This window comes from Nostocoides australiense Ben110, from assembly GCF_001050535.1.
GTDB classification, from domain to species: domain Bacteria; phylum Actinomycetota; class Actinomycetes; order Actinomycetales; family Dermatophilaceae; genus Nostocoides_A; species Nostocoides_A australiense.
This window is the reverse complement of record NZ_HG764815.1, coordinates 522,037-536,513: the sequence shown is the minus strand read 5'-3', so window position 1 is coordinate 536,513 and position 14,477 is coordinate 522,037. Positions and strand designations below refer to the sequence as shown.

Genomic DNA, 14,477 nt, shown 5'->3' with positions numbered 1-14,477 from the left:
CCGGTTTCGTCGGCGCCGGCGGCGGCTTCCTCATCGTCCCCGCCCTGACGTTGTTCGCCCGGCTCCCGATGCGTCAGGCCATCGGCACCTCGCTCCTCGTCATCGCCATGAACAGCTTCGCCGGGCTCGCCGGTCACCTGGCGTCGGTCTCGGTGCCGTGGGCGACGGTGCTCGCCGTGACCGCCGCCGCCGTGGTCGGCTCTGTCGTCGGCGGGCGGCTGACCGGCCGGGTCCACCCTGCGCACCTGCGACGCGGGTTCGGCTGGTTCGTCCTGGCCATGGGCCTCTTCGTGCTGACCGAGACGGTGCTCACCCACGCGTGAGGAAGTCACCTTACGTTCGAGCAAGACATACCCCTGGGGGTTTGCTTACCTTATACCCCTAGGGGTAACCTGCGAGACAGCCGCCATTCAGAGGAGAAGTAGGCATGGCCGACATCGTCATCCTCGGCGCAGGGGTTTCGGGGCACACCGCCGCCCTTCACCTGAGCCGGCTGCTGCCCAAGGGTCACACCGTCACCGTGGTGTCGCCCAACTCGCAGTGGAACTGGATCCCGAGCAATATCTGGGTCGGTGTGGGGAAGATGTCCAAGAAGGACGTCGTCTTCCCGCTCGCGCCGGTTTATGCGAAGAAGGGGGTGCAGTTCCGGCAGGCCAAGGCGGTCGGGATCCACCCGCGCGGCGACGCCGAGAGTCAGCGGCCTGCCGTCGACATCGTGCACACGAGCCCCGCCCGGGACGGCGAGACGGAACGTATCCGCTACGACTACCTCGTCAATGCCACTGGGCCGCAACTGAAATTCCAGATGACCGAGGGCCTCGGACCGCATGGTGGTCACACCGTCTCGGTCTGCACGGCCGATCACGCGATCGAGGCGGCCGCTGCCCTCGAGGCAAGCATCGCCAAACTCAAGTCCGGTCAGCGGCAAACCCTCGTCGTCGGCATGGGCCACGGCACGTGCACGTGCGAGGGCGCGGCATTCGAGTATGTCTTCAACGTCGACCACGAACTGCGCGAGGCAGGCGTGCGGGATCTGGCGCGCGTCGTCTATCTGACCAATGAGGCCGAGCTCGGCGACTTCGGGGTCGGGGGCATGACCTTCGACGACATGGGCTTCGAGACCAGCTCCGAGCTGTGGACCGGATCGCTCTTCCGCGAGCGCGGTGTCGAGGCGGTCCTCGGCGTGCACGTGACCAAGGTCGAGCCGGGCGTCGTGCACTTCGAGACGCTCGACGGGCAGATGCACTCTCTCGCATTCGATTTCGCGATGCTGCTGCCGCCCTTCGGCGGCGTGCCGCTCGCCGCCTACGACCGTGACGGCAGCGACATCACGAGCGAACTCTTCGCGCCGAGCGGCTTCATGAAGGTCGACGCCGACTACAGCGGCAAGCCGTATGAGCAGTGGAAGGCGAGCGACTGGCCGAAGACCTATCTCGCCCAGGGCTACGACAACATCTGGGCCGTCGGCATCGCCTTCGCCCCGCCCCACCAGATCTCCAAGCCGCGCAAGACGCCGACCGGCACGATGATCGCGCCCTCACCGCCGCGCACCGGGATGCCGTCGGGTGTCATGGGCAAGACCGCCGCCCTCTCGATCGTCGACCGCATCAAGCACGGGCCGGGGGCCAAGGCGCATGAGGCCTCTATGGCCAATATGGGCGCCGCCTGCATCGCCTCCGCCGGCGCGGGCCTGCGCACCGGGTCGGCCGCCGCGATGACGATGATGCCCATCGTGCCCGACTACGACCGCTATGCCACCGGTCGCGACCTGAAGGACACGCGCGGCGAACTCGGGCTCTCGGGCCACTGGGTCAAGCTGATGCTGCACTACCTCTTCATCCACAAGGCCAAGGGCCGGCTCGGCTGGCAGTTCATCCCGGAGTAATCGACATGACCGATATGACATCCACCCCGGCGGAGACACCGGTCCCCGTCGCCGACCTGTCGCGCGCGCCCCTGCCCACGGCCGCGACCCTGCGCAAGCGCAAGAGCGTCCCGATTCAGCTCACCCGCTTCGCCGTCTTCAACACCCGGATCATGCGGATGGTCCTCAAGGGCGACCACTAGCCCGGGCCCAGACCCAGCAACCTCTGCTGGGTTACAGAGACCGCTAGAGGTTGCTGGCGTTGGCGCGATGCAGTTGGCGCGCAGGGAGATTCAGCGGCCGAAGAGCTTGCCGAGGAAGCCGCCCTGGCTCGGTTCGTCGGCGTGACCCTGGCACTGCTGGGCCTTCGGGACTCCGCGCATGACCTGATCGACGTGCTGACCACAGCCGGCCCACGTGGTCTTGCCGCACTTCTTGCACACGACTGCTCGGCACATGTGTTCTCTGCTCCTGAGTTCGGGGGAGGTTGGGACGGCTGGAGGTCACCCTCTCGCCTCGGTCACAGCATACCCCATGGGGTATGTATGCCGCCAACGCCTCACGCCAGGGACAGGAACAGTTTCTCCATCGACGCGACGTCCATCTGATGCCCCTCGGGGTCGGCGATGCACTGGCGCAGGCCGAGGGCGATGACGGCGAACCCGGCGCGGTCGATCGCCTTGGACACCGCCGCCATCTGGGTGACGATGTCCTGACACTCGCGCCCGTCCTCGATCATCTTGATGATGCCGCCGATCTGCCCCTGAGCGCGCTTGAGCCGCTTGAGGATCGCATCCATCTCGGTGGGGTCGAGTTCCATGAATGGCCTTCCTGAACCGTTGCCGATGTGGGGCGCAATGCTACCCCCGCAGGTATTGCCCTGCTCGCCGGAAATCGTCGACGGATCACTCGCCATATCGTCACTTTATACCCACGGGGGTATGCGATCCAGAGTCCATCGCTCCAGGTCCCGGTCGGCTCGTTAGGGTGGAGAGGCAACGTCATCGATGAGGAGCGAGTCGCCGTGCCTGTCGCAACCATGACCTTCCTGGGCGCCGCCCAGACCGTTACGGGCTCGAAGTATCTCTTGGAGATCGGCGGCCGCCGCATCCTCGTCGACGCGGGCATGTTCCAGGGCGAGAAGCAGTGGCGCCTGAAGAACTGGGAAGACTTCCCCGTGCCGCCCGACAGCATCAGCGACATCATCCTCACCCACGCCCACATGGATCACTGCGGCTATCTGCCCGCCCTCGTCAAGCACGGCTTCGACGGCCCGGTCTGGTGCACGGCCGGCACCAAGGACCTGGCGGCGATCGTGTTGCGGGATGCGGGTTTTCTCGCCGAACGCGAGGCTCAGGACGCGGCCCAGGGCGGCTGGTCGAAGCACAACCCGCCGTTGCCGATCTACACCCCCGCCGACGTCGAGCGCACCTTGCCCCTGCTGACGCCCGTCGACTTCGACGCCGACGCCGACCTCGGCGACGACATCTGGGTGCGCTTCACCCGCGCCGGCCACATCCTCGGCTCGTCGTCGGTCACGGTCCGGATGCCGGCACCCGACGGTATGCCGGCGCCGTCGGTCCTCTTCTCGGGAGACCTGGGGCGCCACGACCACCCGGTGCTGCGCCCGCGGGACATCCCGCCGGGCTCACCGGTGGTGGTCATCGAGTCGACCTATGGCGACCGCGAGCACCCCGAACCGGTCAACCTGCCCCACGAAGCCCTCGCCGACGTCATCCGGCGCACGGTCCAGCGGGGCGGCTCGGTCCTCATACCCGCCTTCGCCATCGACCGCACCGAAGTGGTGATGCGCATCCTGTCCGGCATGCGCGAGGACAAGCGGATCCCCGACGTGCCGATCTATATCAACAGCCCCATGGCCACCGCCGGCCTCGAGGTCTATCGCCGCGACGGTGGCGAACTGCGCGCCGACCTCGACCTGTCCGATTTCGCCCGCATGTCGAACGTCCACGAGGTCCGATCCGCCGAGGAGTCGATGGAGCTGACGCGCGGCCGCGGGAAGGGCCCGTCGATCATCATCAGCTCCTCCGGCATGGTCAACGGCGGGCGGGTGCTGCACCACCTGGAGCGGATGCTGCCCGACGACCGCAACGCGATCGTGCTGACCGGCTACCAGTCCGTCGGCACTCGTGGCCGGGCCCTGATGGACGGCGCCACGCAGCTGAAGATGCACGGCCGGTACATCCCCGTGCGCGCCGAGATCGTCGTCGACCGGGAGTTCTCCGTCCACGCCGACGCCTCCGACCTCATCGACTGGCTGCGCGACCTGCAGCCGCAGCCGGGGATCGTCTATGTCACCCACGGCGAGGAAGAGTCCTCCGAGAAGCTCGCCGCGCGCATTCACGCGGAGTTGGGGCTGGTCGCCGTCGCTCCGGGGTATGCCGAGCGGGTCGTCCTCGACGCCGTGGCGGCTCCTCCGGTGGCCGCGCCCGCTGCGGCAACTCCCTCCGCACCCGCCGCGCCGGAGGGCGCGGCCGAGGAGGCGGCAGCCGTCGCGGTTCCCACCCCGGCCGCCCTCGCCGGCTTGGACCTGACCGGAGCCAGCATCACGAGCGACCTGACCGCGTCATCCGGACAGGACGGCGAGATCGTCCTCGACGGCACCATCACGATCCGCCTGCGCCCCCGCACCTGAGAAGGAGGGAGACGCTGTGATCGGCGCGACATCTTCGCGACATAGGGAAGCCTCGCCTCACCTGGGATGTTGGACCTGACGTGACCGCGCAGCCCTCGCCGACCACTGTCCGCCCCGCCGCCCGCCCGCGGGTGGTGATCGTCGGGTCCGGCTTCGGCGGCCTCTTCGCCGCCCGTGCGCTGCGCCGGGCCGATGTCGACGTGACGCTCATCGCCAAGACGACCCACCACCTCTTCCAGCCGCTCCTCTATCAGGTGGCGACCGGCATCCTGTCCCAGGGCGAGATCGCCCCGTCGACCCGAGAGGTCCTCGCACGGCAGCAGAACGCCACCGTGCTGCTCGGCGAGGTGACCGGCATCGACCTGGAGGCCCGGACGGTCACCGCACACGCGCTCGAGGAGTCGTTCACGCAGCCATACGACCATCTCATCGTGGCGGCCGGCGCGGCGCAGTCGTGGTTCGGCCACGATGAGTTCGCCGAATTCGCCCCGGGCATGAAGTCGATCGACGACGCCCTCGAACTGCGCGGCCGGATCTTCGGGGCCTTCGAACTGGCCGAGGTCGCTGCGGCCGAAGGCCGGCACGCCGACGTCGAGGCGCTGATGACCTTCGTCGTCGTCGGCGCCGGGCCGACAGGAGTGGAGATGGCCGGCCAACTCGTCGAACTCTCCAAACGTACTCTCGCCCATGACTTCCGGCACATCACCACGAAGGATGCGCGCATCATCCTGCTCGACGCCGCGCCCGCCGTTCTCGGCAGTTTCCACCCGAGCCTGCAGTCCAAGACCAAGGCATCGCTCGAGAAGCTCGGGGTGGACGTCCGGCTCGGCGCCATGGTCACCGACGTCGACGAACTCGGAATCACCGTCAAGAGCACCGGACGCGACGGTGACCCCTTCGAGGAGCGCATCCCGGCGGTTACCAAGGTGTGGGCCGCCGGCGTCTCGGCCAGCCCCCTCGCCAAGCTGCTCGCCGACCAGGTGGGCGTCGAGGTGGACCGGGCGGGCCGCATACCGGTGCAGGACGATCTGACGTTGCCCGGCCACCCGGAGGTGCACGTCGTCGGCGACATGGCGAGCCTGCACAACCTCCCCGGCGTCGCCCAGGTCGCCATCCAGGGTGCGCGGCACAGCGTCGATGAGATCGAAAAGGCGTTGGCGGGCAAACCGACCGGCGCGAAGTTCGAGTACTTCGACAAGGGCTCGATGGCGACGATCTCGCGCTTCCGCGCCATCGCCCAGATCAAGTCGATCCGGCTGACCGGCTTCATCGCGTGGCTCGCCTGGCTGGCCGTCCACCTCGTCTACATCATCGGCTTCAAGTCGCGCCTGACCACCCTCATCAGCTGGTTCGTGAGCTTCATCGGCCGCGGCCGCTCCGAGCGCACGATCACCCAGCAGCAGGTCTTCGGCCGCCTGGCTCTCGAGCGCGCCCGGCGCGAGGGAGACCAAGGAACCTCTGCTAGCAGAAGCTAGTCAAATCAGCACACCTAGGAAAGTGTGCAGATTTGACTAGGCTCTGCTAAGTCGTTGGGAGACGGCCGAATTCAGATCTCGTGGATCGGCTGCTTCGGTAGCTTCTTGACGCGTCGGGCGCGCCGGGCGGGGATCATCGAGCGCATCTCCTCGAGCTTGCCGAAGCACAGCAGCCGGTCGCCGTCCTCGAGCACGTGACCCTTGCCCGGGTTGGGTATGACGCGTGCCCCCCGGTGCAGGGTCAGCACGGAGATGTCTTTGTCCCGCAGGCCGGATTCGGCGAGGGGCCGACCCACTAGGTCGGAGGCCGCGTGCACGACGATCTCCGCCACGCCATACCCTCTGGACACCGTAAGGCGTTGGCGCACATCGATTTCCGGAAAACCTGGTTGTCGATGTAGTCGATGATGGCGCCGGCCACGTCGAGCTTGGGCGCGGCCTCGATGCCCTCGAGCCCGGGTGTCACGGCCCTTGCTCTCGGCGACGAAGCGCTGGACCAGCACGTTCTGTCGGGTGCTCTGCAAGGTCTCGATGATCGCCTCGGCCACCTTGAGCTCCGGTGCGAGGATCACCCCGATCCCCTGCGTCCCTTCGAGAAGCTTGATGACCACCGGTGCCCCGACGACCCGCTCGATCGCCGGGATCACGTCGGCGCGGTCGCGGACGAAGGTGGTCGGCGGCATACCGATGTTGTGGCGCGAGAGGATCTGCGTGGCGCGCAACTTGTCTCGCGAGTTGGCGATGCCGTTGGCGGTGTTCGGCGGGTAGACGTCCATCTGCTCGAACTGCCGCACCACTGCCGTGCCGAAGTAGGTCACCGAGTTGCCGATCCGCGGCAGGATCGCGTCATAGTGGGACAGCGGCTTGCCGCGGAACTGCAGGTCCGGTTCCGGCCCGGACAGGTCGATCCCGAAGCGCAAGGTGTTGAGCACCTTGACCGTATGGCCGCGGTCCGCCGCGGCGGTGCGCAGCCGCCCAGTCGTATAACACCTCGGGGCACGCGACAAGATGGCCAGCTTCATACCGGATTCCTGCGAGGATGGACGGGTGCACGAGCCAGACCATCCTCCCATCGTGGCCGGGTGGCGGGAATGGGTCACCCTGCCGAGTCTGAAAGTCCGGTGGATCAAGGCGAAACTCGACACCGGGGGTGCGAAGTCGTCCTCGCTGCACGCCTTCGACATCGAGGAGTTCGAGAAGAACGGACGCCCGTGGGTGCGTTTCGCCATCCACCCGTGGCAGCGCTCGCAGGCCGAATCGGTGATCGTCACCTCCCGGGTCATCGACCGGCGCATCGTGCGCAGTTCGTCCGGTCACGCCGAGGAGCGCATCGCGGTGCCCATGCGGGTGCGACTCGTCGGCTGGGTCATCACCGTCGAGATGACCCTGTCCAATCGCGACGAGATGGGCTTCCGCATGTTGCTCGGGCGCGAGGCGCTCGCGCAGGGTTACCTCGTCGACGCAGCGCAGTCGTATGTCGGCGGCCTCCCCCGCCGCTCCACGCGCCGGAAGAACTGGGGGCGCTGACGATGCCGGTCCGCGAGTCCTTCCCCATCGGGGGCGTCCGGGCGCGGGCCGGGAGCGCCCGAGAGCTCAGCCTCCCGATCACCCGGATGGTCACCGGCGCCGAGGTCAGCGTGCCCGTGCGCATCGTCCACGGCCGCGAGGACGGGCCCTTGGTGTGGCTCACCGCGGCAACTCACGGCGACGAGGTCGTCGGCGTCGAGGTCATTCGCGAAGTGCTGGCTGGGGTGTCCCCCAAGACATTACGCGGCACCGTCGTCGCCGTGCCGATCGTCAACGTGCTCGGCTTCATGGCCGGCGACCGCTACCTGCCCGACCGGCGCGACCTGAACCGCAGCTTCCCCGGGTCCGCCCGCGGCAGCCTCGCCAGCCGCATCGCCCACCTCCTTATGAGCGAGGTGATCCGGCCGGGAAGCGTGGGGATCGACCTGCATACGGGTGCCTTCGGGCGCACCAACCTGCCGCAGATCCGATGCGACCTCGACGACGAGTCGACCCGGCGTCTTGCCCTCGCCTTCGGCGCGCCGGTCGCGTTCCATGCCAAGCTCCGAGACGGATCGGTGCGCTTCGCCGCCCGCGAGCGGCGCCACAGTGCTGTTGTACGAAGGCGGCGAGGCCTGGCGCCTCGACGACTGGGCGGTGTCCGCCGGCGTCCGCGGGGTGCGCCGGGTGCTCGCCGACCTGGACATGACCGACCCGCTGGAACCCGTTGCGCCGGAACCGGTTCAGGAGTGCCGCTCCAGCGGATGGGTGCGGGCCCGGCATACCGGGATCCTCCGGCTCGACGTCGCCCTCGGTTAGCACGTCACCGACGGCGAGCGGCTCGGCGCCCTCGCCGACTCCTACGGCAAGACCGTGCGGCTGGTGCGCACCGACCGCGCCGGCATCGTCATCGGCCGCGCCCTGACCCCGCTCGTCAACCGCGGGGACGCCCTCGTGCACATCGCCCAGTAGCCCTGCCGGGGCCACGTAATCTCCGCTGGCAGAGCGTAATTCAATCTGCACAGCGTGCTAGGCCTGCTGATTGGACCACCCTCTCCTGAGCCCGCGGACGATCCTTCACCCCGGTGTTACCTTTGATACCGCTCCGGGCCGATGACGGAGGGGGCGTCGGAGGTCGGGATGTGGGTGATGGCCGGATGAGGGTCCGTATGCAGAAGTTCGGTGAGCCGGTCGAGCCGGTCGCACGCGGTGCGGACCCCGGCGGCCCGGCGGCCACCGGCGGCATCGCCGGTCTACACGTCGCCGTCACCACGGACCGGGCCCGACTCGCCGGTCATCCGATGCTCGCGCACCTTGCGGTCGAGAGCGGTCGCGCGCAGCACGTCGACATTGCTCCCGTCGAACGGATCGTCGGGACGACCGGGGCGGGTGACACGGCAACGGCCGGCTTCCTCGACGCGCTGCTCGGTGCCGTCTCGGCCGCGACGGCCGGCGAACGCGCTGCTGCACTGGCGGCTCGCCACATCTCCGGCCGGCCGCTGATCTGACCCACGGGCGTCACGTGCCGCAGTAGGTGACGTGCCGCTCGGTGAAGCCGGGCGGGGCGGGAGCGGCGAGATCGTCGAGACCGGGGCGGACGGCATACGGCTCGCTGACCCCGGCGAGCAGCCGCTCGAAAGGTGCCAGATCACCGTCGCCCGCGGCGGTGAGTGCCGCGTCGACGAGGTGGTTGCGCGGGACGTAGAGCGGGTTGACGGCGTCCATCGCGGCAGCGGTCTCGGCGCGGCCCGCAGGCAGTATGGCAGTCCATCGGCCCAGCCAATCGTGTTCCACGCCAGGGATATCCGGGGCTTCGTCGCCCCGGAGGTAGTCAGCCAGCCGGCGGAGAGTCAGCGTGTAGTCGGCCCGGGCCGCGGCCATGGACTCCAGCAGCGTCATCACGACTGGGCCGGCCTGCGCCGAGTCGCGCGCGAGCCCCAGTTTGTCCGCCATCAACGCGAGGTAGTGGTCGCGATAGCGCCCGGCGAAGGTCTCCAGGACGCCGGTGGCACCCGCCACGGCTCGTTCCGGGTCGTCGTCGATGAGCGGCAGCAGGCACTCACCGAGCCGGCTGAGGTTCCACAGGCCGATGCTGGCCTGATAGCCGAAGCGGTAGCGGCCGCCGGTGTCGATCGAGGAGAAAACGGCATCTTCGTCGTAGGTTTCCAGCCACGCGCACGGGCCGTAGTCGATGGTCTCGCCGGAGATCGTCGTGTTGTCGGTGTTCATCACGCCGTGGACGAAGCCGACACTGCTCCACCGGGCGATCAACTCCGCTTGCGCAGCAACGACCGCGTCGAGCAGCCCGAGGGCCTCGGCATCGGAGCCGGCCAGGTCGGGATAGTGCCGGCGCACGGCATACGTCACCAGGCGCGGCAACAGGGCCGCGCTGGCCTCCGGCTCCATCGACCGGGCCACGACCTCGAAGGTGCCGACGCGCAGGTGGGACGCGGCGACGCGGGCGAGCACAGCGCCGGGCTGCATGATTCCGTCGCGAAATACCCTGTCTCCCGTGGTGATTGCGGTCAGCGCCCGGGTTGTCGGGATCCCGAGGGCGTGCATCGCCTCACCCATGAGATATTCGCGCAGCACCGGCCCGAGCACGGCTCGGCCGTCGCCTCCTCGAGCGAACGTCGTGCGGCCGGAGCCCTTGAGCGCGAGATCCCGCAGCCGGCCTGCGCCGTCGCGGAGTTCACCGAGCAGCACTGCACGGCCGTCCCCGAGGAGCGGTGAGAAGCCCCCGAACTGATGCCCGGCGTACGCCTGCGCCACCGGGGTCGAGCCGGGCAGGATTGCCCGGGCACCGAGCACATTCAGCCCCGCCCGGCTTCGGACCCATCCCAGGTCCACGCCGAGCTTCGATGCCAGCGCCTCGTTGACCGCTACGTGCTCCGGCGGCTGCGCCCCGGGTTGGGTGGGCTCGGGCAGCGGCTGCCACGGCCGGACCAACTCCGGGAGTGCCGTGGCATAGTCGGCGAGCAGAAGGGGCGCTGTCACTCGACCACGCTAACGCGCGGCTGTCACGAAACTGCTGTTCAGGCCTGAGCCAGGTGCCACCAGCGTTCGAGCCGGTCGCGGTGGTGGCCGCGAACCATGACGATGTGATTGCCGAGAGGCGCGGTGAGCAGCAACTCCAGCCGCTCGGGGTCCACGTCCAGCGTGACCTGCGTGCGGCACAGATCCGGTGCATCACCGGCGGCGAGGATCTCGCCGTCGGCGAACCAATGCCCCTCCAACTCTCGGCCGCCGATGCGCAGCAGGGTCACGGGGCCGGGCGCGAACGTGCCGCGCAGGCCGATGCCGATGCCGCTCTCGAAGTGGGTATGCAGTTCCAGATCCTCGACGAGCGAGGGTGCGACCGTGCAGTGGGCGAGGACCAGCCGCCCGGCCGCGCGGTCGATGACCGACGGATTGGCGATCCACGAGGCCTGGTCGAGCAGATGCCGGGCAATGAGCATCGCGACGGCCCCGGCGATATCGCCTTCGCAGCCGGCGACAGTTCCGGTGTCGTTGAGTTCGGCGAGGGCGACGCAGCCGGAGGTGGCGAGGTCGCCCAGGAAGTCGAAGCACCGGACGGTGACGGCGTCGACCTGAGCGTCGTCGATCGCCGTCAGGAGAGCCGGATGCAGCGCGGAGGCCTTCTCGAGTTCGTCGGAGGGCTCGGGGCGGCGGCGCGAGAACTTCACGGCAACTGGCCCACCCGCGCGCGGCGCAGCCTGGTGATCGGCGATCACCGGCGCGATGTCGACGTCGACCAGGTCGATGCCCCAGCGCTCGCGGACGCCGACCCGATCCGGCACGCTGGCGACGAGCCACTCCGACGGCTTGCCCACCAAGCCCAGCCGGACCCGCCGGAGGCGTTGCAGCGCAACGATATCGGCGATCGTCGTCGTGAGGTCGTCGAGGTCCTCGCTCTGGACGATTCGACCGTGCCGACCGTCTTGACGCAACCGCGCCAACGCCTCCAGCGACGCCGGCAGACTGTTGTGCAGGCGATGCGTCACCAGGATCACCGGCTCTCGTGGCGTAGTCAGCGGCCGGCGTGCGAGCAGATCGAGCACCTCCGCCTCGGTGCCCCCGGTGGCGACGACGACCGCATACGGCTGATCGGTCCCGGCCGACGGGTCATCGTCACGCACGCCCCCCAGGCCCGCCAGTCGCTCGGTGACGGGCGCGACGATCCGCTCCACGTCCGCGGGATCGTGCAGTGGCGAAGCGACAACACCGAATCGGAAAGGCGTCATACCTCCACCCCCACCACCGACTGCGGGTGTGGCGTAAGCCAGGATCGCAGTGCATCGGCTCACGTCGTCATCCTACAGTGGAGGAATGGGTTGGGTCGGATTCGCTCTCAACGCGGCCATCGGCGCCCTGATGCTTGTATGCGTGTTGAAGATCCGCAATGGCACATTGCACCGCAACGCCTTCATGGGCATCCGGGTCCAGGCGACCTCCGTCAGTGAAGAGGCGTGGGACGCTGCCCATCGCGTGGCGGTGAACTGGTGGTCGGCCGCGGCCGGTGTCGCCCTGGCGGCGGCTGCCGGATTTCTGATCGCGGCCGTCATCGGAGCCTCCGACGAGGCCGTCGGCCCCTGGTATATGGGAGTACTCGTGGCCGTCACTGCCTTGATACTGGTCCCCGCGCCACGCGCCATCCGTGCCGCCAAGGCGGTCACGCAGACGGATTAACCTGTGCCGCAATGAGATCCACGAGTGCCGCCGCGCTCGCGGGGACGCGCTCGAGCAGGCCGGCGGGCCAGGTCTCGTCCGCATAGGTGCTCGTGAGGTAGAGCAGACGGGCATGGGCGAGGGCCGGCCGGTGCTGCTCGGGCAGGCGAGGGAGAGCCCACGCGGCGGCTTCGGCCTTGTCGACAATCGCGTCGGTCGCCACCGTCACCGCGATGCGCGCGAGGGTGAGCAGCACATTGCGTTCGTCGCCGGTCAGGTCGGCAAGCAGGCCCGGTATGCCGTCGCGGCCGGCCCGCTGGACGTCCCCCGGGGGCACGGGGTCGAGGAGTTCGGCGGGCGGCGGGCCGTCGAGAATTCTCCCGTGCGCCAACAGGGTCCGGATCTCGATGGCAAGGTTCGGCATCGCGCCCGGCCGCGGTGGACCGCTCGTCGCGATCTCGTCACGCAGCCAATCGCCATACAGGAAATCCGCGATCGGCGGATAGCGCCACGGGCGCACTTGCCCCGCGACGACGACGGTCACTTCGATCGACCGGCCACCCGCCTGCGGGCCCGAGATCGGGATCAGACGCTCGGCGAGACCGGCCCGCGCCGCCGGCGTCAGGCTCCCCTCCACGACGACGAGAAGGTCCAGATCGCTGGCCGGCCGCAGCCCTGCCATGACCGCCGACCCATGCACATAGACGCCAAGAGCGTTGGGGCCCAACACATCTCGCAGCACGTCGAGGACGGCCTGCTCCTGGGCGGAGGTCACGTCAACGGCTCGCGAACTGCGCGACGACGCCGTCGAGCCATGCGAGCGCCGCGGGATCGACGGCACGCGGCACGGCGACTGCCTGACGAATCTCCATGAACGCCTCGCCGATCAGCCTCGTGCCGGGATGGCTCGCGACCCACTCCGTCGTCGGCTCGCGCACCCCGGCCCCGGCCTCCAGGCCGTCGCGCTCGAAGACATCGACGCCCTCGGGGCCGCGGACCAGCTGTAGGGCACCGTGAAGGCGACCTTCTCGGCGCGGGCCGGCTCGATCGCCACGAACGCAATATCCACCCGTCCGTCGACGAGCAGCCCGAAGGAGTCCTTTGCGGCGCGGACACACTCGAAGGCGACCGGAACCCCGAGAGCGGCGGCGATATGCCTGGCCAGGTAGACGGTCACCCCTCGGGGAATGTCCGGCGTGCCCTGCGCCATGACCGGATTGCCCAGGTTGATCGCCGCGCGCAGCCGCCCGGTCGGCGCGAGTTGCACGGGTGCCCCAGAGTCCATCGGCCGATCCTTCCATGACACGGTGGTGCCATGGGCTACCCGCCGGAGATCTGGACCGAGGACGAGGGCGAGGCCTCGGCCTGGCTCGTGCGCGGGGACTCCGCGCCCGACGTCACATACGACTCGTCGGGGAACCGGGTGCGTTATCTCGCGCGCGGCCACAGCACCGGCGGGATCTATGGCCTCTACCACTGGGAGTTCGCCGGGCCCGAGAGCGGGCCGGGAGCCCACTTCCACAAGACCCTGACGGAGTCCTTCTACGTGCTGTCGGGGATCGTGACGATCTTCGACGGCAACGGGTGGCTCAAGTGCCACGCGGGCGACTTCGTTCACGTCCCCGCGGGTGGCTATCACGGCTTCCGCAATCAGGACGGACCCGCGAGCATGCTGCTGCACTTCGCCCCCGGCGCACCGCGGGAGCCGTACTTCGAGAGACTTGCGCGTGAAGATCTCGACGCGATGTCGCCGCAGGAGTACTTCGACTTCATGAGCGAACACGACAACTACTGGGCGGTGTGAGCTGCCGCGGCGAGTTTGGCCGCCAGTTCTCTTGTGGCAGTGATTAGTTCGGGACCACCCTCCACGTGGAAGGGGAAGGGTATGCCGGCCAGCCACTCCCCGGCATACGCCAGGGCGTTGCTGGTGCTCCCGGTGAGGCGGGTGTGGTCGGCGTCGATCGCCTCCAGGCGGCCCATGGGTCCCCCGACCCAGTGCCGCAGCTCCTCGATGGGCGCGTCGAAGACCACGCGGGTCTCGAATTCCCATCCGGAGCCGAGGTGCTCCTCCAGGAGGGCGACAGGGTCGAGATCAGCCGGCGGGCTGAACGTCTCGCCGCCGGGCTCCACGGATGCGATGCGATCGACGCGGTAGGTGCGGATGGCGCCGGCGGCATGGGAGTTGCACAGGAGATACCACCGACCATGACGCACGACGACGGCCCACGGGTCGACGTCGGTCCGCCAGGAACGATCCGGCCGCGCGTGATAGTCCACCGTGACGCGCTGGGAGGCGGCCACGGCCGCC

17 protein-coding genes and 2 pseudogenes are annotated in these 14,477 nt (G+C 68.9%); 11 read left to right on the top strand and 8 right to left on the bottom strand.

Annotated features, from left to right (window positions below; genetic code table 11):
* From BN11_RS02540 to BN11_RS22350, 3 genes are all read left to right on the top strand, one after another.
* Positions 1 to 323 (top strand): sulfite exporter TauE/SafE family protein (locus BN11_RS02540; protein ID WP_048694059.1); only part of this gene is annotated, 323 nt, incomplete at its 5' end.
* Between the two features lie 104 nt (positions 324 to 427).
* Positions 428 to 1,885: an NAD(P)/FAD-dependent oxidoreductase gene (locus tag BN11_RS02535; RefSeq protein ID WP_048694055.1), complete on the top strand. Its 1,458-nt coding sequence runs from the start codon at positions 428 to 430 to the stop codon at positions 1,883 to 1,885.
* Positions 1,886 to 1,890: 5 nt separating this feature from the next.
* Entirely contained in the window at positions 1,891 to 2,067 is a 177-nt protein-coding gene (locus BN11_RS22350) for a hypothetical protein (protein ID WP_157043937.1), read from the top strand.
* A gap of 90 nt (positions 2,068 to 2,157) precedes the next feature.
* Here the strand turns inward: BN11_RS22350 and BN11_RS24580 are convergent, their stop codons facing one another.
* On the bottom strand, positions 2,158 to 2,322 hold the full coding sequence (locus tag BN11_RS24580) for a hypothetical protein (protein ID WP_157043936.1): 165 nt from the start codon (positions 2,320 to 2,322) through the stop codon (positions 2,158 to 2,160).
* A gap of 101 nt (positions 2,323 to 2,423) precedes the next feature.
* On the bottom strand, positions 2,424 to 2,684 hold the full coding sequence (locus tag BN11_RS02530) for a metal-sensitive transcriptional regulator (protein WP_048694052.1): 261 nt from the start codon (positions 2,682 to 2,684) through the stop codon (positions 2,424 to 2,426).
* Between the two features lie 204 nt (positions 2,685 to 2,888).
* Between BN11_RS02530 and BN11_RS02525 the strand changes: the two genes are divergently transcribed.
* Positions 2,889 to 4,520, top strand: coding sequence for an MBL fold metallo-hydrolase RNA specificity domain-containing protein (locus BN11_RS02525; RefSeq protein WP_201329200.1), 1,632 nt, complete (start codon positions 2,889 to 2,891; stop codon positions 4,518 to 4,520).
* 80 nt (positions 4,521 to 4,600) lie between these two features.
* Complete coding sequence (locus tag BN11_RS02520) at positions 4,601 to 5,995, top strand: NAD(P)/FAD-dependent oxidoreductase (protein WP_048694048.1); 1,395 nt, start codon at positions 4,601 to 4,603, stop codon at positions 5,993 to 5,995.
* A gap of 71 nt (positions 5,996 to 6,066) precedes the next feature.
* On the opposite strand, the pseudogene BN11_RS02515 reads toward BN11_RS02520, so the two are convergent.
* Positions 6,067 to 7,017 (bottom strand): annotated as a pseudogene (locus BN11_RS02515) (TrkA C-terminal domain-containing protein).
* 25 nt (positions 7,018 to 7,042) lie between these two features.
* On the opposite strand from BN11_RS02515, the gene BN11_RS02510 reads away from it, so the two are divergent.
* The 4 genes and pseudogenes from BN11_RS02510 (at position 7,043) to BN11_RS02500 (ending at position 9,009) form a co-directional block, all read left to right on the top strand.
* Positions 7,043 to 7,522 (top strand): ATP-dependent zinc protease family protein, encoded by a 480-nt coding sequence (locus BN11_RS02510; protein WP_048694046.1) that lies wholly within the window; start codon positions 7,043 to 7,045, stop codon positions 7,520 to 7,522.
* Between the two features lie 2 nt (positions 7,523 to 7,524).
* A pseudogene (locus tag BN11_RS25765) lies at positions 7,525 to 8,052 on the top strand (M14 family metallopeptidase); the annotation flags it as partial.
* A gap of 58 nt (positions 8,053 to 8,110) precedes the next feature.
* On the top strand, positions 8,111 to 8,320 hold the full coding sequence (locus tag BN11_RS25760) for a M14 family metallopeptidase (RefSeq protein WP_327152909.1): 210 nt from the start codon (positions 8,111 to 8,113) through the stop codon (positions 8,318 to 8,320).
* 350 nt (positions 8,321 to 8,670) lie between these two features.
* Entirely contained in the window at positions 8,671 to 9,009 is a 339-nt protein-coding gene (locus BN11_RS02500) for a PfkB family carbohydrate kinase (protein WP_048694042.1), read from the top strand.
* 10 nt (positions 9,010 to 9,019) lie between these two features.
* On the opposite strand, the gene BN11_RS02495 is transcribed toward BN11_RS02500, so the two are convergent.
* Both BN11_RS02495 and BN11_RS02490 read right to left on the bottom strand, forming a co-directional pair.
* Complete coding sequence (locus tag BN11_RS02495) at positions 9,020 to 10,498, bottom strand: protein adenylyltransferase SelO (RefSeq protein ID WP_053083977.1); 1,479 nt, start codon at positions 10,496 to 10,498, stop codon at positions 9,020 to 9,022.
* Positions 10,499 to 10,536: 38 nt separating this feature from the next.
* The gene (locus tag BN11_RS02490) at positions 10,537 to 11,745 is read right to left on the bottom strand and encodes a hypothetical protein (protein WP_157043934.1); all 1,209 of its coding nucleotides are present in this window, start codon (positions 11,743 to 11,745) and stop codon (positions 10,537 to 10,539) included.
* Positions 11,746 to 11,830: 85 nt separating this feature from the next.
* Here BN11_RS02490 and BN11_RS02485 point away from each other — a divergent pair, with 85 nt between their 5' ends.
* Positions 11,831 to 12,190 (top strand): SdpI family protein, encoded by a 360-nt coding sequence (locus BN11_RS02485; RefSeq protein WP_048694036.1) that lies wholly within the window; start codon positions 11,831 to 11,833, stop codon positions 12,188 to 12,190.
* Here BN11_RS02485 and BN11_RS02480 read toward each other — a convergent pair.
* Together BN11_RS02480 and BN11_RS02475 are read right to left on the bottom strand one after the other, a co-directional pair.
* Entirely contained in the window at positions 12,174 to 12,944 is a 771-nt protein-coding gene (locus BN11_RS02480; protein ID WP_048694033.1) for an aminoglycoside adenylyltransferase domain-containing protein, read from the bottom strand. The two genes, BN11_RS02485 and BN11_RS02480, sit on opposite strands and share 17 nt — an antisense overlap.
* Before the next feature lie 111 nt (positions 12,945 to 13,055).
* Positions 13,056 to 13,454 carry a transporter substrate-binding domain-containing protein gene (locus tag BN11_RS02475; RefSeq protein ID WP_048694030.1) on the bottom strand — a complete coding sequence of 133 codons (399 nt, stop codon included), beginning with the start codon at positions 13,452 to 13,454 and terminating at the stop codon, positions 13,056 to 13,058.
* A 30-nt stretch (positions 13,455 to 13,484) separates the two neighbouring features.
* Here BN11_RS02475 and BN11_RS02470 point away from each other — a divergent pair, with 30 nt between their 5' ends.
* Complete coding sequence (locus tag BN11_RS02470) at positions 13,485 to 13,973, top strand: cupin domain-containing protein (protein ID WP_048694027.1); 489 nt, start codon at positions 13,485 to 13,487, stop codon at positions 13,971 to 13,973.
* Here the strand turns inward: BN11_RS02470 and BN11_RS02465 are convergent.
* The coding region (locus tag BN11_RS02465; RefSeq protein ID WP_048694024.1) for a helix-turn-helix transcriptional regulator at positions 13,958 to 14,477 on the bottom strand (520 nt) is incomplete at its 5' end. The two genes, BN11_RS02470 and BN11_RS02465, sit on opposite strands and share 16 nt — an antisense overlap.

Bases quoted from the DNA above. Each gene is read 5' to 3' on its own strand.
- BN11_RS02485 (WP_048694036.1), top strand. From the start codon at position 11,831: ATGGGTTGGGTCGGATTCGCTCTCAACGCGGCCATCGGCGCCCTGATG.
- BN11_RS02475 (WP_048694030.1), bottom strand. From the start codon at position 13,454: ATGGACTCTGGGGCACCCGTGCAACTCGCGCCGACCGGGCGGCTGCGC.
- BN11_RS02500 (WP_048694042.1), top strand. From the start codon at position 8,671: ATGCAGAAGTTCGGTGAGCCGGTCGAGCCGGTCGCACGCGGTGCGGAC.
- BN11_RS02470 (WP_048694027.1), top strand. From the start codon at position 13,485: ATGGGCTACCCGCCGGAGATCTGGACCGAGGACGAGGGCGAGGCCTCG.
- BN11_RS02490 (WP_157043934.1), bottom strand. From the start codon at position 11,745: ATGACGCCTTTCCGATTCGGTGTTGTCGCTTCGCCACTGCACGATCCC.
- BN11_RS22350 (WP_157043937.1), top strand. From the start codon at position 1,891: ATGACCGATATGACATCCACCCCGGCGGAGACACCGGTCCCCGTCGCC.
- BN11_RS02535 (WP_048694055.1), top strand. From the start codon at position 428: ATGGCCGACATCGTCATCCTCGGCGCAGGGGTTTCGGGGCACACCGCC.
- BN11_RS02530 (WP_048694052.1), bottom strand. From the start codon at position 2,684: ATGGAACTCGACCCCACCGAGATGGATGCGATCCTCAAGCGGCTCAAG.
- BN11_RS24580 (WP_157043936.1), bottom strand. From the start codon at position 2,322: ATGTGCCGAGCAGTCGTGTGCAAGAAGTGCGGCAAGACCACGTGGGCC.